18 protein-coding genes are annotated in these 19,395 nt (G+C 72.6%); 10 read left to right on the top strand and 8 right to left on the bottom strand.

Going from position 1 to position 19,395, the window contains the following annotated elements; all coding sequences use genetic code 11:
* The first annotated feature begins 71 nt into the window (after positions 1-71).
* From QRN49_RS07965 to QRN49_RS07980, 4 genes are read left to right on the top strand one after another with little or no spacing between them, the layout of a single operon-like run.
* Positions 72-1,664 carry an AlkA N-terminal domain-containing protein gene (locus QRN49_RS07965; protein ID WP_284755072.1) on the top strand — a complete coding sequence of 531 codons (1,593 nt, stop codon included), beginning with the start codon at positions 72-74 and terminating at the stop codon, positions 1,662-1,664.
* Positions 1,661-2,173, top strand: coding sequence for a methylated-DNA--[protein]-cysteine S-methyltransferase (locus tag QRN49_RS07970; RefSeq protein WP_284755074.1), 513 nt, complete (start codon positions 1,661-1,663; stop codon positions 2,171-2,173). Before QRN49_RS07965 ends, QRN49_RS07970 begins: the two co-directional genes overlap by 4 nt.
* 28 nt (positions 2,174-2,201) lie before the next feature.
* Positions 2,202-2,462 carry a type II toxin-antitoxin system prevent-host-death family antitoxin gene (locus QRN49_RS07975; RefSeq protein ID WP_071250100.1) on the top strand — a complete coding sequence of 87 codons (261 nt, stop codon included), beginning with the start codon at positions 2,202-2,204 and terminating at the stop codon, positions 2,460-2,462.
* Complete coding sequence (locus tag QRN49_RS07980) at positions 2,459-2,719, top strand: type II toxin-antitoxin system RelE family toxin (RefSeq protein WP_284755078.1); 261 nt, start codon at positions 2,459-2,461, stop codon at positions 2,717-2,719. The genes QRN49_RS07975 and QRN49_RS07980 overlap by 4 nt, the downstream gene beginning before the upstream one ends.
* A gap of 4 nt (positions 2,720-2,723) precedes the next feature.
* Here QRN49_RS07980 and QRN49_RS07985 read toward each other — a convergent pair whose 3' ends face one another.
* A complete protein-coding gene (locus QRN49_RS07985; RefSeq protein WP_284755080.1) occupies positions 2,724-3,317 on the bottom strand; it encodes a TetR/AcrR family transcriptional regulator in 594 nt (197 codons plus the stop codon).
* A 9-nt stretch (positions 3,318-3,326) separates the two neighbouring features.
* Complete coding sequence (locus QRN49_RS07990; protein ID WP_284755082.1) at positions 3,327-3,893, bottom strand: hypothetical protein; 567 nt, start codon at positions 3,891-3,893, stop codon at positions 3,327-3,329.
* 229 nt (positions 3,894-4,122) lie between these two features.
* Between QRN49_RS07990 and QRN49_RS07995 the strand changes: the two genes are divergently transcribed.
* From QRN49_RS07995 to QRN49_RS08005, 3 genes are all read left to right on the top strand, one after another.
* Positions 4,123-4,944, top strand: coding sequence for an alpha/beta fold hydrolase (locus QRN49_RS07995; protein WP_284755083.1), 822 nt, complete (start codon positions 4,123-4,125; stop codon positions 4,942-4,944).
* An 18-nt stretch (positions 4,945-4,962) separates the two neighbouring features.
* Positions 4,963-5,835: an HAD family hydrolase gene (locus QRN49_RS08000; RefSeq protein WP_209050385.1), complete on the top strand. Its 873-nt coding sequence runs from the start codon at positions 4,963-4,965 to the stop codon at positions 5,833-5,835.
* Positions 5,836-6,036: 201 nt separating this feature from the next.
* The gene (locus QRN49_RS08005; RefSeq protein WP_111104785.1) at positions 6,037-7,512 is read left to right on the top strand and encodes an APC family permease; all 1,476 of its coding nucleotides are present in this window, start codon (positions 6,037-6,039) and stop codon (positions 7,510-7,512) included.
* Between the two features lie 95 nt (positions 7,513-7,607).
* On the opposite strand, the gene QRN49_RS08010 is transcribed toward QRN49_RS08005, so the two are convergent.
* Positions 7,608-8,351 carry a LysE/ArgO family amino acid transporter gene (locus QRN49_RS08010; RefSeq protein WP_284755084.1) on the bottom strand — a complete coding sequence of 248 codons (744 nt, stop codon included), beginning with the start codon at positions 8,349-8,351 and terminating at the stop codon, positions 7,608-7,610.
* Positions 8,352-8,420: 69 nt separating this feature from the next.
* Here QRN49_RS08010 and QRN49_RS08015 point away from each other — a divergent pair, with 69 nt between their 5' ends.
* Positions 8,421-9,341: a LysR family transcriptional regulator ArgP gene (locus tag QRN49_RS08015; protein WP_284755085.1), complete on the top strand. Its 921-nt coding sequence runs from the start codon at positions 8,421-8,423 to the stop codon at positions 9,339-9,341.
* On the opposite strand, the gene QRN49_RS08020 is transcribed toward QRN49_RS08015, so the two are convergent.
* Positions 9,332-10,111, bottom strand: a complete 780-nt coding sequence (locus QRN49_RS08020) for an Fpg/Nei family DNA glycosylase (RefSeq protein ID WP_111028945.1) — start codon at positions 10,109-10,111, stop codon at positions 9,332-9,334. The two genes, QRN49_RS08015 and QRN49_RS08020, sit on opposite strands and share 10 nt — an antisense overlap.
* Before the next feature lie 50 nt (positions 10,112-10,161).
* The gene (locus tag QRN49_RS08025) at positions 10,162-14,919 is read right to left on the bottom strand and encodes an Lhr family ATP-dependent helicase (RefSeq protein ID WP_284755086.1); all 4,758 of its coding nucleotides are present in this window, start codon (positions 14,917-14,919) and stop codon (positions 10,162-10,164) included.
* Positions 14,920-15,079: 160 nt separating this feature from the next.
* Here QRN49_RS08025 and QRN49_RS08030 point away from each other — a divergent pair, with 160 nt between their 5' ends.
* Positions 15,080-15,754 (top strand): PadR family transcriptional regulator, encoded by a 675-nt coding sequence (locus tag QRN49_RS08030; protein WP_284755087.1) that lies wholly within the window; start codon positions 15,080-15,082, stop codon positions 15,752-15,754.
* Between the two features lie 139 nt (positions 15,755-15,893).
* On the opposite strand, the gene QRN49_RS08035 is transcribed toward QRN49_RS08030, so the two are convergent.
* On the bottom strand, positions 15,894-16,514 hold the full coding sequence (locus tag QRN49_RS08035) for an alpha/beta hydrolase (RefSeq protein WP_194653238.1): 621 nt from the start codon (positions 16,512-16,514) through the stop codon (positions 15,894-15,896).
* Positions 16,515-16,587: 73 nt separating this feature from the next.
* Here QRN49_RS08035 and QRN49_RS08040 point away from each other — a divergent pair, with 73 nt between their 5' ends.
* Positions 16,588-17,130 carry an NUDIX hydrolase family protein gene (locus QRN49_RS08040; protein ID WP_071406188.1) on the top strand — a complete coding sequence of 181 codons (543 nt, stop codon included), beginning with the start codon at positions 16,588-16,590 and terminating at the stop codon, positions 17,128-17,130.
* Positions 17,131-17,234: 104 nt separating this feature from the next.
* On the opposite strand, the gene QRN49_RS08045 is transcribed toward QRN49_RS08040, so the two are convergent.
* Together QRN49_RS08045 and QRN49_RS08050 are read right to left on the bottom strand one after the other, a co-directional pair.
* Complete coding sequence (locus QRN49_RS08045) at positions 17,235-17,438, bottom strand: CsbD family protein (RefSeq protein ID WP_111023260.1); 204 nt, start codon at positions 17,436-17,438, stop codon at positions 17,235-17,237.
* 237 nt (positions 17,439-17,675) lie between these two features.
* Positions 17,676-19,286 carry a DEAD/DEAH box helicase gene (locus QRN49_RS08050; protein WP_284755088.1) on the bottom strand — a complete coding sequence of 537 codons (1,611 nt, stop codon included), beginning with the start codon at positions 19,284-19,286 and terminating at the stop codon, positions 17,676-17,678.
* Positions 19,287-19,395: the final 109 nt, after the last annotated feature.

Raw genomic sequence — 19,395 nt, forward strand, 5'->3', positions numbered from 1 at the left:
GCCTCCCGGCCGTGTGCTGCTCCGTCCGATTCCCGCCAGTCGACGTCGGCGGCGCATGTCAGGCTGAGCCCATGACCACCCCGGACACCGACGTGCAGCCGGACGCGCTGCACGCCGAACGGCACCGCGCCGTCGCCTCGCGCGACGCACGCTTCGACGGTCAGTTCGTCACCGCCGTGCACTCCACCGGCATCTACTGCCGGCCCAGCTGCCCGGCCCGCACGCCGAAGGTCTCGGGCGTCACCTTCTACCGCACGAGCGCCGCAGCGCACCTGGCCGGCTTCCGCGCCTGCAAGCGCTGCCTGCCCGAGGCGACCCCCGGCAGCCCCGAGTGGGACCTGCGCGAGGACGTCGCCGGCCGGGCGATGCGACTCGTCCTCGACGGTGTCGTCGAGCGCGACGGCGTCCCCGGGCTCGCCGCGCGCGTGGGGTACTCGGAGCGGCAGCTCAACCGCATCATGACGGCCGAGCTGGGCGCCGGGCCGAAGGCGCTCAGCCGGGCGCACCGGGCGCAGACCGCGCGGACCCTGCTCACCTCGTCCGACCTGCCCGTCGCCGACGTCGCGTTCGCCGCGGGCTTCGCCAGCGTCCGGCAGTTCAACGACACCGTGCGCGAGGTCTTCGCCGTCACCCCGACGGAGCTCCGCGCACGTCGGTCCGGGCGAGGCGACGGTGCCACGGACGGCGGCGACGGGGCACTGCACGTCCACCTGCCGGCCCGGGCACCCTTCGACGCGCAGGGCCTGCTCGACTGGCACGCGCTGCACGCCCTGCCGGGTACGGAGCAGGTGGACACCGACCCCACGGGCCGGGTCACGTCGTACGGGCGGCTGGTCGATCTGCCTGGAGGCCCGGGCTGGTTCAGCGCGTCGGCCGCCGTCCCCGACGTGGCCGGGCGGGGCACCGGGATCGACCTGCGCGTGCGGGTCACCGACCTCTCCGACCTGCCCGCGCTCGTGGCGCGGGTGCGTGCGCTGTTCGACCTCGACGCCGACCCGGTCGCCGTCGACGCCGTCCTCGGAGCCGTGCCCGAGCTCGCCGGACCCGTCGGACGGGTGCCCGGCCTCCGGTTGCCCGGTGCGGTGGACGCGCACGAGATCGTGTTCCGCACCCTGATCGGGCAGCAGGTCTCGGTGGCCGCGGCGCGCACGGCGCAGACCCGGCTCGTGGCCGCACTCGGCGCGACGGTGCCCGACGCCATCCGGCCCGGCGGGCTGCTGTTCCCGTCCGCGGCGGTGATCGCCGAACGCGGGCACGAGGTGCTGCGCGGCCCCGCCGCCCGCGTCGACACGATCCTGCGGGTGGCTGCGGCGCTCGCCGACGGGTCCCTGGTGGTGGACGGTGGGCAGTCCCTCGGTGACCTGCGCGACGGACTCCTCGCCGTGAAGGGCATCGGGCCGTGGACCGCCGACTACGTCGCGCTGCGGGTCCGGCACCACCCCGACATCTTCCTCCACAGCGACCTCGCCGTGCGGAACGGTGCACAGGAACTCGGGCTGCCCGGAACGGCGCGCGAGCTCTCCCTATGGTCGGAGCAGGTGGCCCCCTGGCGGAGCTACCTCACGATGCACTGCTGGCGACCGATCATCGACCGCGCGATGACCGCGACCGCCGGCGCCCGTGCAGCCCGTGCCCCCGAGGACCACCGGAAGGACGACCGATGACCGACGCAACCATCCAGACCCTGGACACCCCCGACGGGGCGTTCACCGTGCTCGAAGACGCCGAGGGCAGGGTCCTCGCGTCCGGGTGGACCGACTCCGTCGAGCGGATCCTGGCCCGTCTGGCCGACCGCCACCGCCCCGACCGGGTGCTCGGCGGCGTGGTCGCCTCGGCCGACGCGGTCGACGCCTTCTACTCGGGCGAGGTCGAGCACGCCATGCAGGTGCCCGTGCGCCAGTTCGGTACGGAGCTGTTCACCGAGGGGTGGCGCCAGCTCCGCCGGATCCCCGCCGGCGGCACCCTGACCTACACCGGGTTCGCGGCGGCGATGGGCCGGCCCGACGCCGTGCGGGCGGCGGCGAGCGTGTGCGCCCGGAACGCCCCGGCGCTCTTCGTCCCGTGCCACCGGGTGTTGCGCTCGGACGGCACGCTCGGCGGCTTCGCCTGGGGCCTCGACGTCAAGCGATCACTGCTCGAACGGGAGTCGGTCGGCACCACGGCACTCGTCTGACTTGTACAAAACGCTCTAGAATGTACAGGTGAGCGAAGTGTCGATCTCCGAAGCCCGTGGCCGCCTGGCGTCGATCATCGACGACGCCCGGCACGAACCCGTCTACCTGACCCGGCGCAACAAGCGCGTCGCGGCCGTGGTCGACGCGGCCGTCCTCGACCGGTTGCTCGAGGCGGCGGAGGACCTGGACGACCTGAAGGCGGTGGAAGAGGCCCGACTCGAGAACGAGCGCATCGGCGGCGAGAACGTCAAGTGGGAGGACCTCAGGCGCGAACTCGGTCTGGGATGACCTACGACATCGAGTTCGAGCCGAGTGCGGGGCGTGCCATCCGCAAACTGCCGCCACATGCCCGACGACTCGTCGAAGGGGTTCTCGCGATCCTGGCTGACGAGCCACGTCCACCCGCGGCTCGTCGACTCGTCAACAGCCCGGAATGGCGTGTCCGGGTCGGTGGCTACCGCGTGATCTACCTGATCGACGATGGGCGGCTCGTGGTCGTCGTCGTGCGCGCCGGGCACCGGCGCGAGGTCTACCGGGGTCGCTGAGGCGTCAGGCGACCGCGCCGCGCAGGCTGTCCACGTGCAGCTCGACGAGCGCCAGGACCCGCTCGGGCGCACGTGCCGCCGGATCCCACGTGTGCTCGACCGCCAGCCCGTCGATCAGTGCGTGCAGCCGGTCGGCCTCGTCGGTCAGGTCGCGACCGTCGCCGAAGCCGCCGTCCTCACGCAGGATCTCCAGCGCCCGGGTGCACACCCGGCTGACCCCGTCGTTCAGGCGTCGGGCGCTCGCGGCCAGGTGGCCGTCGGTGCGCGCGAGCACGCCGAGCTGCACCTGCGCCAGGATCTCGGTCGTGCGCTCGGCATCGAGCGGCAGCACCTGGGCGAGGACGTCCAGTGCGAGCGCACGACCCGTCGAACGCAGAGCGGCGAGCCGAGCGGTGACCCGTTCCTCGATGATCGTCAGGCAGTGCTCGCGCAGGGCGTCCTGCGTGGGGAACACGCGGCGGAGTGATGCCGGAGCGATGCCGGCCTCGTCCGCGACGTTCCGCACCGACAGTGCGCTCAGGCCGTCCCGCTCCAGGATCCGCAGGCAGGCCGCGGCCACCAGGGATCCCCGTTCCTCGAGGTCGACACGGCGGGGCACCGGGTCAGCCTACGGCTGGCTCGATGCTCCGGCCGGGTCCGCGGCTGCGGTGGTGACCCGGCGCGGCCAGATCGTGTAACTGATCGCCCACAGCAGTTCGATGCCCAGGATCACCCCGAGCAGTGCGACCGTGCCCTGCAGCTCGTCCGTGCGCTCCGGGTCGCCGACGACGAGGACGAGCGCACCGATGATCCCGCCGGCGATCAGCACGGCGAGCCCGGTCCGCAGCACGTCGCCCCAGCACCGGGCCGTGTACCGCCGTCCACTCAGGCGTTCCGGTGCGGGACCCCCGGTGAACCGGTGCGTGAACCGGACGTCCGCCCACGCGATCATCCGGTGCCCGTACGCGACCGAGAAGCCGATGTAGATCGCCGCGAGTCCGTGGTGCCACGACGCGGTTCCGCCACCGAGCAGGTCGACCGCGACGACCGCGAGCAGCACGAGGTCGATCACGGGTGCCGCGACGAGCATCGCCGCACCCGTGCGCGGCCGTCGCAGCAGGTACCGGGTGGTCAGGCCGCCGAGGATCGCGACCCAGAAGGCGATCTCGCAGGCGATGATGGCGATGAGTGTCATGGTTCCCCGAGGCGGTGGCGGTGGCGGTGGCGGTGGCGGTGTTCGTTTGAGTACAGGTGTACTCAAACAGGATGGCACGGCGACCACCACGGTGTCGAGCGACCGGGTCCTGCCCCTGGAAGCGGGGGGAGACACGGACTCCCACGCCTGCGACACTCGGAGGACCGGTAATCCGCACGGTCCCCTCCGAGGCCCGACGCATCGCCGTCGACAGCCCGCAAAGGACCCCATGCTCCCTCCAGTCGACCGAACGGTCGTCTCTTCCGACGGCACCACCATCGCCGTCTCCGAGGCAGGGGACGGGCCGGCGGTCGTCGTCGTGGGCGGTGCCTTCGACCACCGGGGGACCCCGTACCTCGACCGTGTGGTCGCCGAGCTCGGCTCGACCCACCGCGTGGTGACCTACGACCGCCGTGGCCGTGGTGCCAGCGGTGACTCCGCGACGTGGGCGATCGAGCGCGAGGTCGACGACCTGCGCGCCGTCGTCGAGAGCATCGGCGCACCGACCACCGCCGTCGGCATCTGCGTCGGCGCCGGTGTCGTCCTGCACGGGCTCGCCACCGGACTGCCCGTCGACGGCGCCGTCCTGTGGGAACCGCCGTACCGCGCCTCGGTCGACCCGCACGCCGACGACGTCGTGTTCGCCGACCTGCTCGACGAACACGTCGGCGCCGGCCGCCGCGCCCAGGCCGTCCGCGGGTTCCTCACCCAGGTGCTCGGGGTCCCGATGGGTCAGGTCACGGCCCTGCGGCTCAAGGGGTCGCTCTGGCGCTCCCTGGTGGTCGACGCCCACGTGCTGAGCCGCGAGGTCCGGGTGCTGAACGGCCTCGCCGTGCCCGAGCGGGTCGCCGCCGCGGTCGGCGTACCGGTGCTCGTCGGCGCCGGTGGCGACGGACTCGAGTGGATGCGACGAGCCGCCCGCGCCCTCGTCGAAGCGGTGCCCGGTTCGGAGTACGCCGAGGTGCCCGGGCAGGGACACGTCCCCGCTCCCGCGGCCCTCGGAGCCCTGATCGACCGCGTCCGGAGCCGGATCGTCTCGCCCAGCAGCTGACTGCGAGAGGATGGGCGGGTGAACGCACCCCGCCTCGGTCTCCTGCTCGACGTCGACGGGCCCATCGCCAGCCCGGTCTCCCGCACCATCGCGATCCCGAGCATCGTCGCGGACCTCGTCGCGCTCGCCGCCGAGGGCATCCCGATCGTCTTCAACACCGGCCGCAGCGACGCCTTCATCCGCGCCGAGGTCGTCGGTCCGCTGCTCGCCGGGGGCCTCGCCGAGGGTGGCCGCGTCCACGCCGTCTGCGAGAAGGGTGCCGTGTGGTGCTCGATCGGTCCGCAGTACGACGGCGGCATGGGCGAGCTGACGGTCGCCGAGGACCTCGCGCTGCCGCGGGACTACGCCGACGAGATGCGCGAGCTGGTCCGCGACGAGTACGCCGACCTGGTGTTCTTCGACGAGACGAAGCGCGCCATGGTGTCGATCGAGCAGCGCGTCGAGGTGCCGAACGCCACCTACCTGGCCCGCCAGCCGGAGTTCGACGCGAAGGCCATGGCCGCGCTCGAGCGTCGCGGGCTCGGTGTCCGCCGCCTCGACGACGTCCGGCCCGATGCCGACGGCGCCGTGCAGTGGCGCATCGACCCCACGATCATCTCGACCGACGTCGAGTCCGACCGCAGCGGCAAGGACCTCGGGGCGGAGCGCTCGCTCGAGCTCCTCGGGCAGGACGGCGAGCTCCCGGTCACCTGGCGCACCGTGGGGGACTCCCGGAGCGACTACGCCATGGCGGACTGGCTGCACGCCCACGGTCACGAGGTCGCGCACGTCGACGTCCGTCCCGCCGACGGGGTGCCGGCCACGCCGTACCCGGTGCTCACCGCGCCCGACGGCGTGATCCACGACGAGGCCGGAGCCCGGTTCCTGGCGGACTGGCGCGCCGGCCGCTGACGCGGCCGCAACCGCGCCCCGCTGACGAGGCCGCGGCCCTGGACGCACCCGACGGCCGACCGAGCGGTGCGCGCCGGACCGCCGCCGCGCCTCCCGGCCGTCGCCGGACCGGACCACCGTCCGGGCGGACGCTTTGCGTGACACAGTGGTACACCAGTACCCTTCCGAGGTCCGCCGCCAGCCGATGACGGGATCCACCCCATGGCAACGAAGCTCCGCATCAAGTCGATCGAGGCCTCCCTGGCCGACTCCGAGGAGCAGGGCAGGTCCCTGAAACGCTCCCTGAAGACGTTCGACATCGCCGCGATGGGGATCGCGGTCGCCGTCGGCGCCGGCATCTTCTCGGTCGGCGCGAACGCCGCCGCGAACTTCGCCGGGCCCGGCGTCATCATCTCCTTCCTGCTCGCCGCCGTCACCTGCGGCCTGGCGATCATGTGCTACGCCGAGTTCGCCTCGACGATCCCCGTCGCCGGCTCCGCGTACACGTTCACCTACGCCACGATGGGTGAGCTGCTCGCCTGGATCGTGGGCTGGGACCTCATCCTCGAGACCCTCACCGCCAGCGCCGTGATCGCGAAGTACTGGGGCATCTACCTCAGCGAAGCGTTCAAGGTGTTCGGCGTCGACCTGCCGAGCACGATCCAGCTCGGTCCGATCCCCTTCACCTGGGGTCCGGTGCTCATCGTCGGGATCTTCACGGTGCTCCTCGCCTTCGGCACCCGCCTGTCGTCGCGGGTGTCGGCGGTCATCACGGTCATCAAGGTCGCCATCGTCGTGTTCGTCATCGTCGCCGGTGCGTTCTTCGTCAAGGCCGCGAACTTCACCCCGTTCATCCCGCCGGCCGAGCCCGCCAAGGGTGCCGAGGGCAGCGTCTGGACGCAGTCGCTCGTGTCGTGGTTCACCGGTGCGGAGCCCGCCCAGTACGGCGTCTTCGGCCTGCTCGCCGCGGCGTCCCTGGTGTTCTTCGCATTCATCGGGTTCGACGTCGTCGCCACCAGTGCCGAGGAGACCGAGAACCCGCAGAAGACGCTGCCCCGCGGCATCTTCATCGGCCTCGGCATCGTGACCCTGCTCTACGTCGGCGTCAGCATCGTCATCACCGGCATGGTCTCGTACCAGCGCCTGGCCGAGGAGGACACACCGTCCCTGGCGTCGGCGTTCAACATCGTCGGGCTGCCGTGGGCCGCCGGCATCATCGCCATCGGTTCGCTGATCGGTCTGACCACCGTCGTCATGGTGCTGCTGCTCGGCCTGTCCCGCATCGTCTTCTCGATGAGCCGCGACGGCCTGCTGCCCCGCTGGTTCTCGAAGACCAACCCGAAGACGCAGACCCCGGTGCGCGTGCAGGTCGTCGCCGGTGTCGTCGTGGCGCTGCTGGCAGGGTTCACCGCGGTCGACAAGCTCGAGGGCATGATCAACATCGGCACGCTGTCCGCGTTCGTCCTGGTGTCCATCGGCATCGTGGTGCTGCGTCGCTCGCGACCCGACGCCCCGCGGGCCTTCCGGGTGCCGTGGTCGCCCGTGCTGCCGATCATCTCGGCGGTGCTGTGCTTCTGGCTGATGCTGAACCTCGAGGTCGAGACCTGGCTCCGGTTCGTCATCTGGCTGGTCATCGGCTTCGTCATCTACTTCGGCTACAGCCGTCGGCACAGCCGCGTCGGCCAGCGCATGCAGTAGGGCGGTTCCGCCTCGCCGGGACCAGGTTCCGGACACAGCACCACGCGACCGCGTGGTGCTGTGTCCGTTTCGCGGTGCGCCATGCGCCGCCGCCGCTACGCGCCGACGAGCAGCAGCACGCCGAACGCGAGCATCACGACGGCGACCAGCCCGTCGAACACCCGCCAGGTCAGCGGCTTCTCGAACAGCGGCCGCAGCAGGCGTCCACCGAACCCGAGTGCCCCGAACCACAGGCAACTCGCCGCGACGGCACCGATCGTCCAGAGCCACCGGTCGTCTGCGCCCTGCTGGTTCGCCACCGACCCGAGGAACACCAGCGTGTCCAGGTAGACGTGCGGGTTCGCCCACGTGAAGACGAGCATGGTCAGCACGGCCGTCCGCATGGTCACCACCTGGCCGGGAGGCGCGGTGCGCGTCCGCCCCGCCGCCACCGTCGTGCCGGTGGTCGCGTCCACCGCCGCGTCCACCCCCGCGCCCGCGTCCGCGTCCGCGCCCACCACACCGTCGTCGGCCGCCTCGTCAGCGACCCGCATCGCGTCCCCCGAGGGCCGCAGCGCACGCCGCGCCGCCAGCACCCCGTACGTGAGCAGGAACGCGGCACCGATGAACCGGATCACCAGGAGCGCCACGGGGAACCGCTCGACCACGGCGCCGACCCCGAGCACCCCGGCGACGATGAGCAGCGCATCCGAGACCGCGCACACCACGACGGCAGCGGCCACCACCCGGAGCCCGGCGCTCACGGCGAGGCGCAACAGGTAGGTGTTCTGCACACCGATCGCGACGATTAGTGCGAGGCCGGTGCCGAGGCCGGAGAGCAGGGGCAGGATCGAGGTCACGATCCGACGCTAGGGCCGGGTGCCGTTGTAGTACAGCTCACGTTCCTGCAGCGCCGTAAGCTCAGCTGCATGACCCGGTTCCAGCGCGAGCACCTCGAGACGCTGCTCGCCGCCGTCGACCACGGCACGCTCGACGCGGCGGCCCGTGCGCTGGCGATCACCCCGTCGGCGGTCTCGCAGCGGATCAAGTCGATGGAGCAGCAGGTCGGCCGGGTCCTGCTCCAGCGCACCACCCCGGTGCGCCCGACCGCGGACGGCGCAGTCGTGCTCCGGCACGCACGGCAGGTCCGGCTGCTCGACGAGGAGACCTCCCGAGCGCTCGGCGGTGGATCGTCGGTGGTGCCGTCGATCCCGCTGGCCGTGAACGCCGACTCGCTCGGCACCTGGTTCCTCGACGCCCTCGCCCTCGTCCGGGCCGACACCGAGGTGGTCTTCGACCTGCACCGCGAGGACCAGGACCGCACCGCCGAACTGCTCCGCGCCGGCACGGTGATGGGCGCCGTCACGGCCGAGGCGGACCCGGTGCAGGGCTGCTCGTCGGTGCCACTCGGCATCGACCGGTACCGGGCCGTGGCGTCCCCGGCGTTCGTCGCCCGCTACCTCTGCGACACCGGCACCGAGCGGCGGATGCTCCGACGGCTCGACGAGGTCCCGCTCGTCGACTACGACCGCGACGACGACCTGCAGCAGGGGTACCTGCGACAGGTCCTCGGCCACGCTCCCGGCGGCCCGCGTCACTTCGTCCCGACCTCCGCCGACTTCGCCCGTGCGGTCACGCTCGGGTTCGGGTGGGGGCTGCTGCCCGAGGCGCAGTGCCTCGAGGCGATCGAGCGCGGTGTCCTGGTCGAGCTGGCCCCGGGCCGGCACGCGGACGTGGCGCTGTGGTGGCAGCGCTGGAACCTGGCGTCACCCCTGCTCGAACGGGTCACCGACGCCGTCCGTGCGACCGCGTCGTCGCGACTGCACCCCGCGCGTCAGCGTCAAGACTGACAGCGCGGACACCAGTACGTGTCGCGCAGGGTGAGCTCCGAGTCACCGAGTTCGCCGTGCCGGATCGGGGTCCCGCACCGCAGGCACGGCTTGCCGGCGCGACCGTAGACCCAGAACCGTCGCCCGGGGCGGTCGACGCCGGTGGTCACGCGGGCGCTGCGGTCGCGGTTCGCCAGGATCAGTCGGCTGGCGAGCGTGATCGTCCGCGCCGGGTCCGGTACCTGCCCGACCGGACGCGTCGGCAGCACCCCGCGCAGGAAGCAGAGTTCGTTCCGGTACACGTTGCCGAGCCCGGCCAGCACCCGCTGGTCGAGCAGTGCCAACCCGACCGGGCGCTCGGGGTCCTCGGTCAGGTTGGCGAGTGCCAGGTCGGCGTCCCAGTCCGGGCCGAGCAGATCGGGCCCCAGGTGTCCGACGACCTCGGACTCCTGGTCGCGCGGCACGACCTCGAGCACGCCGAGGGCAAAGCCGACGGTGGAGACCCCCTCGGCGTCCAGGATCGCCCGGGCCTGGTGTGCCGGGCGACGCCAGCGGTCACCGGGCGCGTAGACGTCCCACCGGCCCTCCATCTTCAGGTGCGAGTGCACGGTCAGGTCGCCGATGCGGTGCAGCAGGTGCTTGCCGCGGGGGACGACCTCGTCGACGGTGCGGCCGACCAGGTCGAGCGTCGCGAACGCGGGGACCCGGAAGTCGCTCTTCGTCAGGACCTTGCCCGCCAGCGCGGTGTGCAGGCGGCGGGCAGCGCGGTAGACAGTGTCGCCTTCAGGCACGGGTCACCTCCGGCACGTGGTCGCTGCACTGCCGGGAGGCGCGGCTCGCCTCACACACGGAGCCGCAGCCCCTGCGGGGTCGCCGTGAACCCCGCGGCCCGGAGCGCGCCGCCGAGCGGCGTCTCGAGCACGAAGTCCCCGTCGACCCGCTCGACCGAGAGCTTCCGCAGCCCGGTCCGGACGATGCCGGCGATCGAATCGGCCGCGGCAGCGAGGTCGGCGGCGTCGTCGGTGAAGGTCAGCACCGACTTGCCACCGCGCTCCACGTACACGGTGAGCTTGCCGTCGACGGTCGTGACGAGGGCACCCGCCTTGCGCCCGGGCCGGTGGCCCCGAGCGGTCTTCCCGCCGCTGCCGACCGCGGTCTCAGGCGGGGCGGCTCCGCCGTCGTCGGCCACGAGACCGGGGTCGGCGTCGCCCGTCGGCCACGGCAACGAGGCCCCGAACGGGTTCGCCGGGTCGGTCGCGGCGAGCGTGAGCGCCTCGCGCTTCCGGTCCGGATCGTCACGCTCGTCGTCGCCGAGTTCGCGGGCGTAGGTGCGCAGCCGGTCGACGGTCGGGCCGGTGGCGAACTGCGCCGCGCCGAGCCCCTCGACGAAGTACCCGCGACGAGCCCGGCCGGACTCCTCGAACCGCGAGAGCACCCGGTACACCCCGGCGAAGCCGCCACGGACACCCTCGACCTGCACGGCACCGCGGGTGACGACGCCGTAGCGTTCGAGCAGCTGTTCGGCGGTCGCGGCGGCCCGCACGGTCGAGTCGGACTCGGCCAGCGGCAGGAGCGACCAACGACCCCCGACGGACGGCGGCCCGGACTGCGTCGGCATCGTCGGCCGCCGACGGCCGCGGTAGGCCCGAGCACGCGGAGCACTCGAGCTCTTCGCCTTGCCGCCGAGCATCGAGCGCAGCGGGGCGAACGTGTCGTTCGTGATCTGCCCGGCCCAGACCAGGTCCCACAGCGCGGTGGTGAGCGCCTGGTCGTCGCTGCTGCCCACGGCCTGGCCCAGCTGCCGGAAGAAGTACGCGCCACCGCCGGCCAGGGCGCCGAGCACGTCCCGCTGCAGCTCGGTCGTCTCGTCCCCGGAGGGCTCGGCGAGCGTCGTCGCCGCGGTGTCGGCCAGGTGCAGGCGCACCCAGCCGTCGTTGCCGGGCAGGGTGCCGCCGCCGGACCACAGGACCTCGCCGGTGGCGGTGAGTTCGTCGAGCATGCTCGTCGAGTAGTCGGTGACGCGCGACGGCAGCACCAGGGTCTCCCACGCGCTGGCGGGCAGGGCCACCCCGGCGAGCTGGTCGATCACCTGCAGCACGCCGTCGACGCCACGGAGCCCGCCGCGGGTCCCCGGGGTCTGCACGTGCTGCCAGGCGGGCAGGAAGCGGGCGAGGGTGTCCGGCGAGACCGGTTCGACCTCGTGCCGCAGCGCTGCGAGGGACTTCGTGCGGATCCGTCGCAGGACCTCGGCGTCGCACCACTCGGCACCCTGGCGGTCGGGGCGGAACTCGCCCTCCACCACCCGGCGGTCGGCGACGAGCCGGCGCAGGGTGTCCTGCACGACGGCGATGCCCAGCCCGAGGCGACCGGCGGCCTCCTGCGCGGAGAACGGCCCGTGCGACCGGGCGTAGCGGCCGATCAGGTCACCGAGCGGGTCGGCCACGGGTTCGACGAACGCCGTGGGCACGCCGATCGGCAGCGGGACCCCGAGGGCGTCGCGCAGGCGGGCGGCGTCCTCGATCACGGCCCAGCGCGTCGCCCCGGCGTGCGAGAACGAGAGCACCCGGCGGTCGCGCTCCAACACCTCGAGCGTGCTGCGCAGATCGGCGGTGGCCGCTGGACGGTCGGCGGCGTCGGCGAGCCAGCTCCGGTCGACCGCTTCGTCGAGGTCGAGCGCGCCGACGAGCCGCAGCACGTCCACGAGACCCTCGGCGTCACGGGCACGGCGGTCCGGTGAGAGCCGCTGCAGGTCGCGCTCCACCGAGGTGATGACCGCCGGGTCGAGCAGCTCGCGCAGCTCCGCACGGCCGAGCAGTTCGCCGAGCAGGGTCGAGTCGAGTGACAGGGCCGCTGCCCGGCGTTCGGCGAGCGGGGTGTCGCCCTCGTACATGAAGGCCGCGACGTACCCGAACAGGATCGAGCGGGCGAACGGCGACGGCTGTTCGGTCTCCGTCTCGACCAGGCGGATCCGACGTCCGGCGATGTCGTCGGCGATCCCGAGCAGCGCGGGCACGTCGTAGACGTCCTGCAGCACCTCGCGCACGGTCTCGAGCACGATCGGGAACGTCGGGTACTTCTGCGCGACCTCGAGCAGCTGCGAGGCCCGCTGCCGCTGCTGCCAGAGCGGCGACCGCTGCCCGGGGTTCCGACGGGGCAGCAGCAGGGCGCGCGCCGCACACTCACGGAACCGCGCGGCGAACAGCGCCGAGCCGCCGACCTCGTCGGTGACCAGGGCCTCGAGGTCGTCGCGCTCGAACACGAACAGGTCGGCACCCGGCGGTTCGGCGTCGGTCTCCGGGATGCGGACGACGATGCCGTCGTCGGCCGCCATCGCGTCACCGTCGATGCCGTGCCGTTCGCGCAGCCGTGCGGCGACCGCCAGGGCCCACGGGGCGTGCACCTGCATGCCGTAGGGCGAGTGCAGGATGAGCCGCCAGTCCCCGAGCTCGTCGCGGAACCGCTCGATGACGAGCGTGGTGTCGTTCGGCACGTGACCGGTGGCCGCGCGCTGGTCGCGCAGGAAGGTCAGCAGGTTGGTGATCGCACGCTCGTCCAGTCCACCGGCGGCGACGCGGGCGCGGGCGTCGTCGTCCGACGCGCCCTCGACCTCGCGCACGAACGCACCGGTGGCACGGCCGAGTTCGGCGGGCCGGCCGATGCCGTCGCCCTTCCAGAACGGCACGCGTCCGGGCTGCCCGAACGCCGGGCTCACGACGACGCGGTCGTGGGTGATCTCCTCGATCCGCCAGCTCGTCGCACCGAGGGCGAAGACGTCGCCCACGCGCGACTCGTAGACCATCTCCTCGTCGAGCTCGCCGACGCGGGACGCCTTCTCGCCGACCATGAAGACGCCGAACATGCCGCGGTCGGGGATCGTCCCGCCGCTCGTCACCGCGAGTCGCTGCGCACCGGGGCGACCGGTCAGGGTGCCGTGCACGCGGTCCCAGACCAGCCGTGGCCGGAGTTCGGCGAACTCGTCGCTCGGGTACCGGCCCGTGACCAGGTCGAGCGTCGCCTCGAACGCCGACCGGGGCAGGCCGCTGAACGGGGCGCTCCGCCGCACGAGCTCGAACCAGTGCTCGACGTCGAGGGCGTCGATCGCCCCGGCAGCCACGGTGTGCTGCGCCAGGACGTCGAGCGGGTTCGCCGGCACCGAGATCGACTCGATCTGGCCCGTGACCATCCGCTCGACCGTGACCGCGCTGTTGACCAGGTCGGCCCGGTGCTTCGGGAACAGCACGCCGCGGGAGATCTCGCCCACCTGGTGGCCGGCACGACCGACGCGTTGCAGGCCGCTCGCGACCGAGGGCGGCGCCTCGACCTGGACGACCAGGTCGACCTCGCCCATGTCGATGCCGAGCTCGAGTGAGCTCGTCGCGACGACGCACCGCAGCCGGCCGGACTTCAGGTCGTCCTCGATGATCGCGCGCTGGTCCTTCGACACCGAGCCGTGGTGTGCGCGGGCGAGCACCGGGACCGAGGCGTCCGAGCCCCCGCCGCCCGTCTGCCCGGACCCGCCGATCAGCTGCGCCGGCGGTCGCTTGGCCCCCTGGGGTGCGACGGCGTGCGCCGAGGTGCGGGCCGGTGACTGCGGTCGGCTCTGCGCCACGGGCAGGCCGTCGTCGTCCGGGGACGCCCCCGCCGGCACCAGCACGCCGTCGCCGGCGGCGGCGAGCACGCGTTCCTCGTGGATCTCGTTCAGTCGAGCAGTCAGCCGTTCGGCCAGCCGCCGGGAGTTCGCGAACACGATGGTCGAGCGGTGTTCCTCGATCAGGTCGACGACACGTTCTTCGACGTGCGGCCAGATCGACCCGTTCGTCGGCGACTCGGACGCGTCCGCACCCACCGGCGGCGCCCCGAGCTCGGTCATGTCGTCGACGGGCACGACGACCCGCAGGTCGAAGGTCTTCTGCGCGGGCGGCGCGATGATCGTCACCGGTGCACGGCCGCCGAGGAACCGGGCGACCTCTTCCGGTGGGCGGACGGTCGCGGACAGCCCGATGCGCTGCACGGGCTTGTCGAGCAGGTCGTCGAGGCGCTCGAGCGACACGGCCAGGTGTGCGCCGCGCTTGGTCGAGGCGACCGCGTGGACCTCGTCCACGATGACGGTGTCGACGTTCACCAGGGTCTCGCGCGCCTGCGAGGTGAGCATCAGGTAGAGCGACTCGGGCGTGGTGATGAGGATGTCCGGCGGCTGGCGCAGGAGCTTCTGGCGGTCGGACGACGGGGTGTCACCGCTGCGCACACCGACCGTGACGTCGGGCGGTTCGGTGCCGAGGCGGCGTGCGGTCTGGGTGATCCCGACGAGCGGGCTCCGCAGGTTGCGCTCGACGTCGACGCCGAGGGCCTTGAGCGGCGAGACGTAGAGCACCCGCGTGCGCTGCTTCGCCGGCGGGCGGTCCGTCGCGCTGATGAGCCGGTCGATCGACCACAGGAACGACGCCAGGGTCTTGCCGGAGCCGGTCGGGGCGATCACGAGTGCGTGCTGCCCGGTCGAGATGGCGTCCCACGCCCCGGCCTGCGCCGGCGTCGGTGCGTCGAAGGCGCCGCGGAACCACTCGGTGGTTGCGGGGGAGAAGCGCTCGAAGACGTCCGTCATGGTCCGCCCCATCCTGCCCGCCACCACCGACAGCAGGCCGAGCGCACGTACCCCTTGACAGAGCGATAGTTACCGATCTATCGTAAACACGTCGCGATACGACGAAGACGATCAGGTCAGACCGGTCGCGAGCCGACTCAGCACGACGAAAGGACTCCTCATGCGCCCCTCGTATGACGACAACAGCAACACGTCCCCCCGTGACCAGCGCGGGTTCGGCCCGCGCGGCCCCCGCTTCGGCGGCGCGCGGCAGCACCACGGTGCCGGCTTCCCCGGCCGTGACCGCGGTGACCACGACCACGGCGGCCGCGGCTTCGGTGGTCGCGGGTTCGGCCCCGGCTTCGGCCCGGGCATGGGCTTCGGCCCCGGTTTCGGCGGCCCCGGCTTCGGCCGCGAACGCCGTCGCCGCGGTGACGTCCGTCTCGCGATCCTCGGCCTACTGGCCGAGGGCCCGCAGAACGGGTACGCCGTGATCAAGACCATCGCCGAGCGCACCGGCGGCGCCTGGAAGCCGAGCCCCGGCTCGGTCTACCCGACGCTCCAGCAGCTCGTCGACGAAGACCTCGTGGTCTCGTCCGGCGACGGCCGCAAGACGCTCTTCGAGCTCACCGACGCCGGCAAGGCCGAGACCGAGGCCAAGGCCGACGAGATCGCTGCGGCACTCGACGGGGCCCTGGGCATCCCGGACGCCCAGCGCGAGTTCTTCGAGGCGCTCCGGAAGACCATGGGCGTCCTGCAGATGTACCGCAGCACCGCGACCGAGGAACAGGCCAAGGCCGCCACGGCCAAGGTGGACCAGCTCCGCAAGGACTTGCTCCAGATCCTCGCCGACTGACGGACGTCACCCATGACGGACTGGAGGCCCGGTGCCAGCTGGCACCGGGCCTCCAGTCCGTCCGCACATCGTGAGCACGAATGGTCGGGTCCGCACGTCGGACCCGACCATTCGTGCTCACGAAGTGCGCTCCGGAGCGCTACCCCGCGTCGATGAACGCCGCGACGTCCGACAGCTCCGCCGTCGACACGGCGTGCGGCAGGCCCGCGTAGGTGCGGTCGGTCACGTCGGTGTGCGCTGCGGCCCACGCCTGCGTCCGGGTGGTGGCCTCGGGCGGGATCACCGGGTCGAGGTCGCCGTGCCCGAGGAACACCCGCGGCCGCACGGCCGACACGGCCTCGTCGCGCGAGTCCGTGACGCCCGGCACGACGAAGCCCGACAGTGACACCGCGAACGCGAACGCCGCGGGCCGGGCGCGCAGGAGCTGGAGCGCCATCGAGCCGCCCTGCGAGAACCCGAGCAGCCCGATCCGCGGGTGGTCGGCGGCGACGGAGTCGATCCAGTCGAGCACCTCGACGGTCGCGGCGTCCACCGCCTCGGGCGCGGGGGAGCCGGGCGTGCCGAGCGGGTACCAGCTGAAGCCGGGCCCCCACGGCATCGTCGCCCGGAGCGACGCGACCGTCCACGCGGGCGGCAGCGCGGGGGCGAGGCCGAGCAGGTCGTGCTCGTTCGACCCGACCCCGTGCATCGCCACGAGCAGGGGTGTGCCCCGCCGGTCGGAGGTACTCCGGGTCCACTGCACCAGGTCCGCATCGATCATGTGGACAACGCTAACCATCCCCAACTCCCGCGCCTTCCGCCGAACTCGCCGCCGTCCCTGGTAGACACGGTGCATGTCCTCGCTGCGCACCCCCGATCCCGACTCCGGCTGGCTGTCCGACGAGGAGCTCGCGAACGTCCGCCGTCGTCTGCCGATCTGCTACGTCGAGGCGGTCCCCGTCCGCACCGACGGCCTCGGCGTCGTGACCGAGGTCGGCGTGCTGCTGCGTGTCTCCCCGAGCGGTTCGATCGCCCGCACCCTGGTGTCCGGTCGCGTGATGTTCGGCGAGTCGATCCGCACCGCGCTGTTCCGCCACCTGGAGAAGGACCTCGGGCCGATGGCGTTCCCGCAGCTGCCCTCGAGCCCGACGCCGTTCACCGTGGCCGAGTACTTCCCGTTGCCCGGCGCCTCGGTGTACACCGACGAGCGGCAGCACGCGATCTCGCTGGCGTACGTCGTCCCCGTCACGGGGACGTGTGAGCCCCGGCAGGACGCCCTCGAGCTCACGTGGATGACCCCGATGGAAGCCGCGTCCGACGCCGTCGCCGACGAGATGGAAGGCGGCCGCGGCGCACTGCTGCGGGCTGGTCTGGCATCGGTCGGCGCCCTGCACTAGCCCGACCGGGGCGTCCACGCCCCGCGCACGACGCAGCCCGCGCACGACGAAGCCCCCGGATCCGATCGGATCTGGGGGCTTCGCAGCGCGGTTGCGAACCGGCTTCAGTGCTTGTCGTCCTTGAAGCTGTCGGCGACGCCGTGCGCGGCGTCCTTGACGTCGGTGACGCCCTGCTTCGCCGAGGCCTTGCCCTGGTCGGTCTGGCCTTCGGCCTTCAGGCGGTCGTTGTCGGTCGCGTTCCCGACGGCTTCCTTGACCTTGCCTGCCGCCTTCTCAGCGGCGTTCTTGATGTCATCGATGCCAGCCATAGGCACTCCTTCCAGAAGCGGACGTGTTCCCCGTCAGCCGCTTGCGCGGCATCCGGTGAAGCAGACCGTACGCCCGCCGGGGTACCCCACCCCCAGCCCCCGCCAAGGTTCGCCAGCGCAGGCACGCAAAACACCGGTGTTCACGGATGACACCCCGGGATGCGGGGGTTCGGAACGTGAACACCGGTGTCTTGCGGGCATCGACGCGCTCAGGCCGAGCGGGTCAGAGCGCGCAGGTCAGTGGCGGTCGGCAGCGCCGGCCGGACGGGAGGCGCGGCGCGAGCCACCACGGCGGTTGCCGCCCGACTCGTTGCCGGACCGACCCGCGGCGTAGCCGCCCTCGGACGACCAGACGGCCGACGAGCCGCCGCGCACGACGTCGCTGCTGCCCGAGCGGCGGTTGCCGCCGCTGCGGCGACCACCGGTCGAACCGGCGGCTGCGGCACCGGAGCGCCCGGCGCCCTCGGAACGTGCGCCACGGGCCGGACGGCCCTGACGGCCCCCGGTCGTACCGGCGGACTCGCCAGCCGAGCCGGAGCGCGCGGGCTGCGCCGCGCCTCCCGACCGACCGCCGCGACCACGACGACGACCGCCGCCGTCACCGGCGGACTCGGCCGAGCGCTGCTTGGGCTGACGCTGCTGGGTGGGCTGTTCCTCGGCCACGTGGCGGATCGGGGCGACCTCACCGACGAGCGCGGTGACCGCGGCGGAGGTCGAGGTGACGTGCTGCGGCGTGACCTTGATCGCGGCTGCACGCATCATCTGCGCGACGTCGCGACGCTCGGCGGGCATCGTCACCGTGACGACGTCACCGGACGAACCGGCACGCGCCGTGCGGCCCGAGCGGTGCAGGTACGCCTTGTGCTCGGTGGGCGGGTCGACGTGCACGACGAGCTCGACGTTGTCGACGTGCACACCGCGGGCGGCGACGTCGGTGGCGACGAGCACGAGGGCCTCACCGGAGGAGAACTTCGCGAGGTTGCGCTCACGGGCGCCCTGCGACAGGTTGCCCTGCAGGTCGACGGCCGGGATCCCCTGGCTGCTGAGCTGCTTGGCGAGGCGCTTGGCGTGGTGCTTCGTGCGCATGAAGAGGATGCGGCGACCGTTGCCCGAGGCGAGGGCGCTCACGAGGTGCTTCTTCGCGTCGGCGTCGGCGACCTCGAACAGGTGGTGGGTCATCGCCTCGACGGGGCTGTTCGCCTCGTCGACGGAGTGCATCACCGGGTTGTGCAGGAACTTCTTGACGAGCTTGTCCACGCCGTTGTCGAGCGTGGCGGAGAACAGCAGTCGCTGCCCCTTCTCCGGAGTCGCCTGCATGATCTTGGTCACGCCGGGCAGGAAGCCCATGTCGGCCATGTGGTCGGCCTCGTCGAGGACGGTGACCTCGATGTCGCCCAGGTTCACGTGACCCTGCTGCATGAGGTCGGCGAGGCGACCCGGGCAGGCGACCACGACGTCCACGCCGCCGCGCAGGGCGTCGACCTGACGACCCTGACCGACGCCACCGAAGATGGTCGTGGTGTTGAGGCCCATGGCCTTGGCGAGCGGGGCGAGGGCGACGTCGATCTGCGTCGCGAGCTCACGCGTCGGTGCGAGCACCAGGGCGCGGGGGCGGCCGGCGCGGCGCTTGCGGCCGCTGGCGGCGAGGCGGGCGACGAGCGGGATCGCGAAGGCGATGGTCTTGCCGGAGCCGGTGCGGCCGCGGCCGAGGACGTCCTTGCCCTGCAGGGAGTCCGGGAGGGTGTCCGCCTGGATGGGGAACGCCATGTCCTTGCCCTGGTCGGCGAGGACGGAGACCATCGGCGCGGGGACGCCGAGGTCGGAGAAACGGATGTCTTCGGTGGTCATGGTGACCTTTCGAGCCGGAGCAGTCCGGCTGTGGGCGCGCTCTGAGGCAGCGCGCGGGCGGGATGCGCGCCAACGGATGTGGCTGGCGCAGTCGCCGCAGCAGAGAAGC

The organism is Curtobacterium sp. ME-Dv--P-122a (genome assembly GCF_030209645.1).
Classification (GTDB): Bacteria; Actinomycetota; Actinomycetes; order Actinomycetales; family Microbacteriaceae; genus Curtobacterium; species Curtobacterium flaccumfaciens.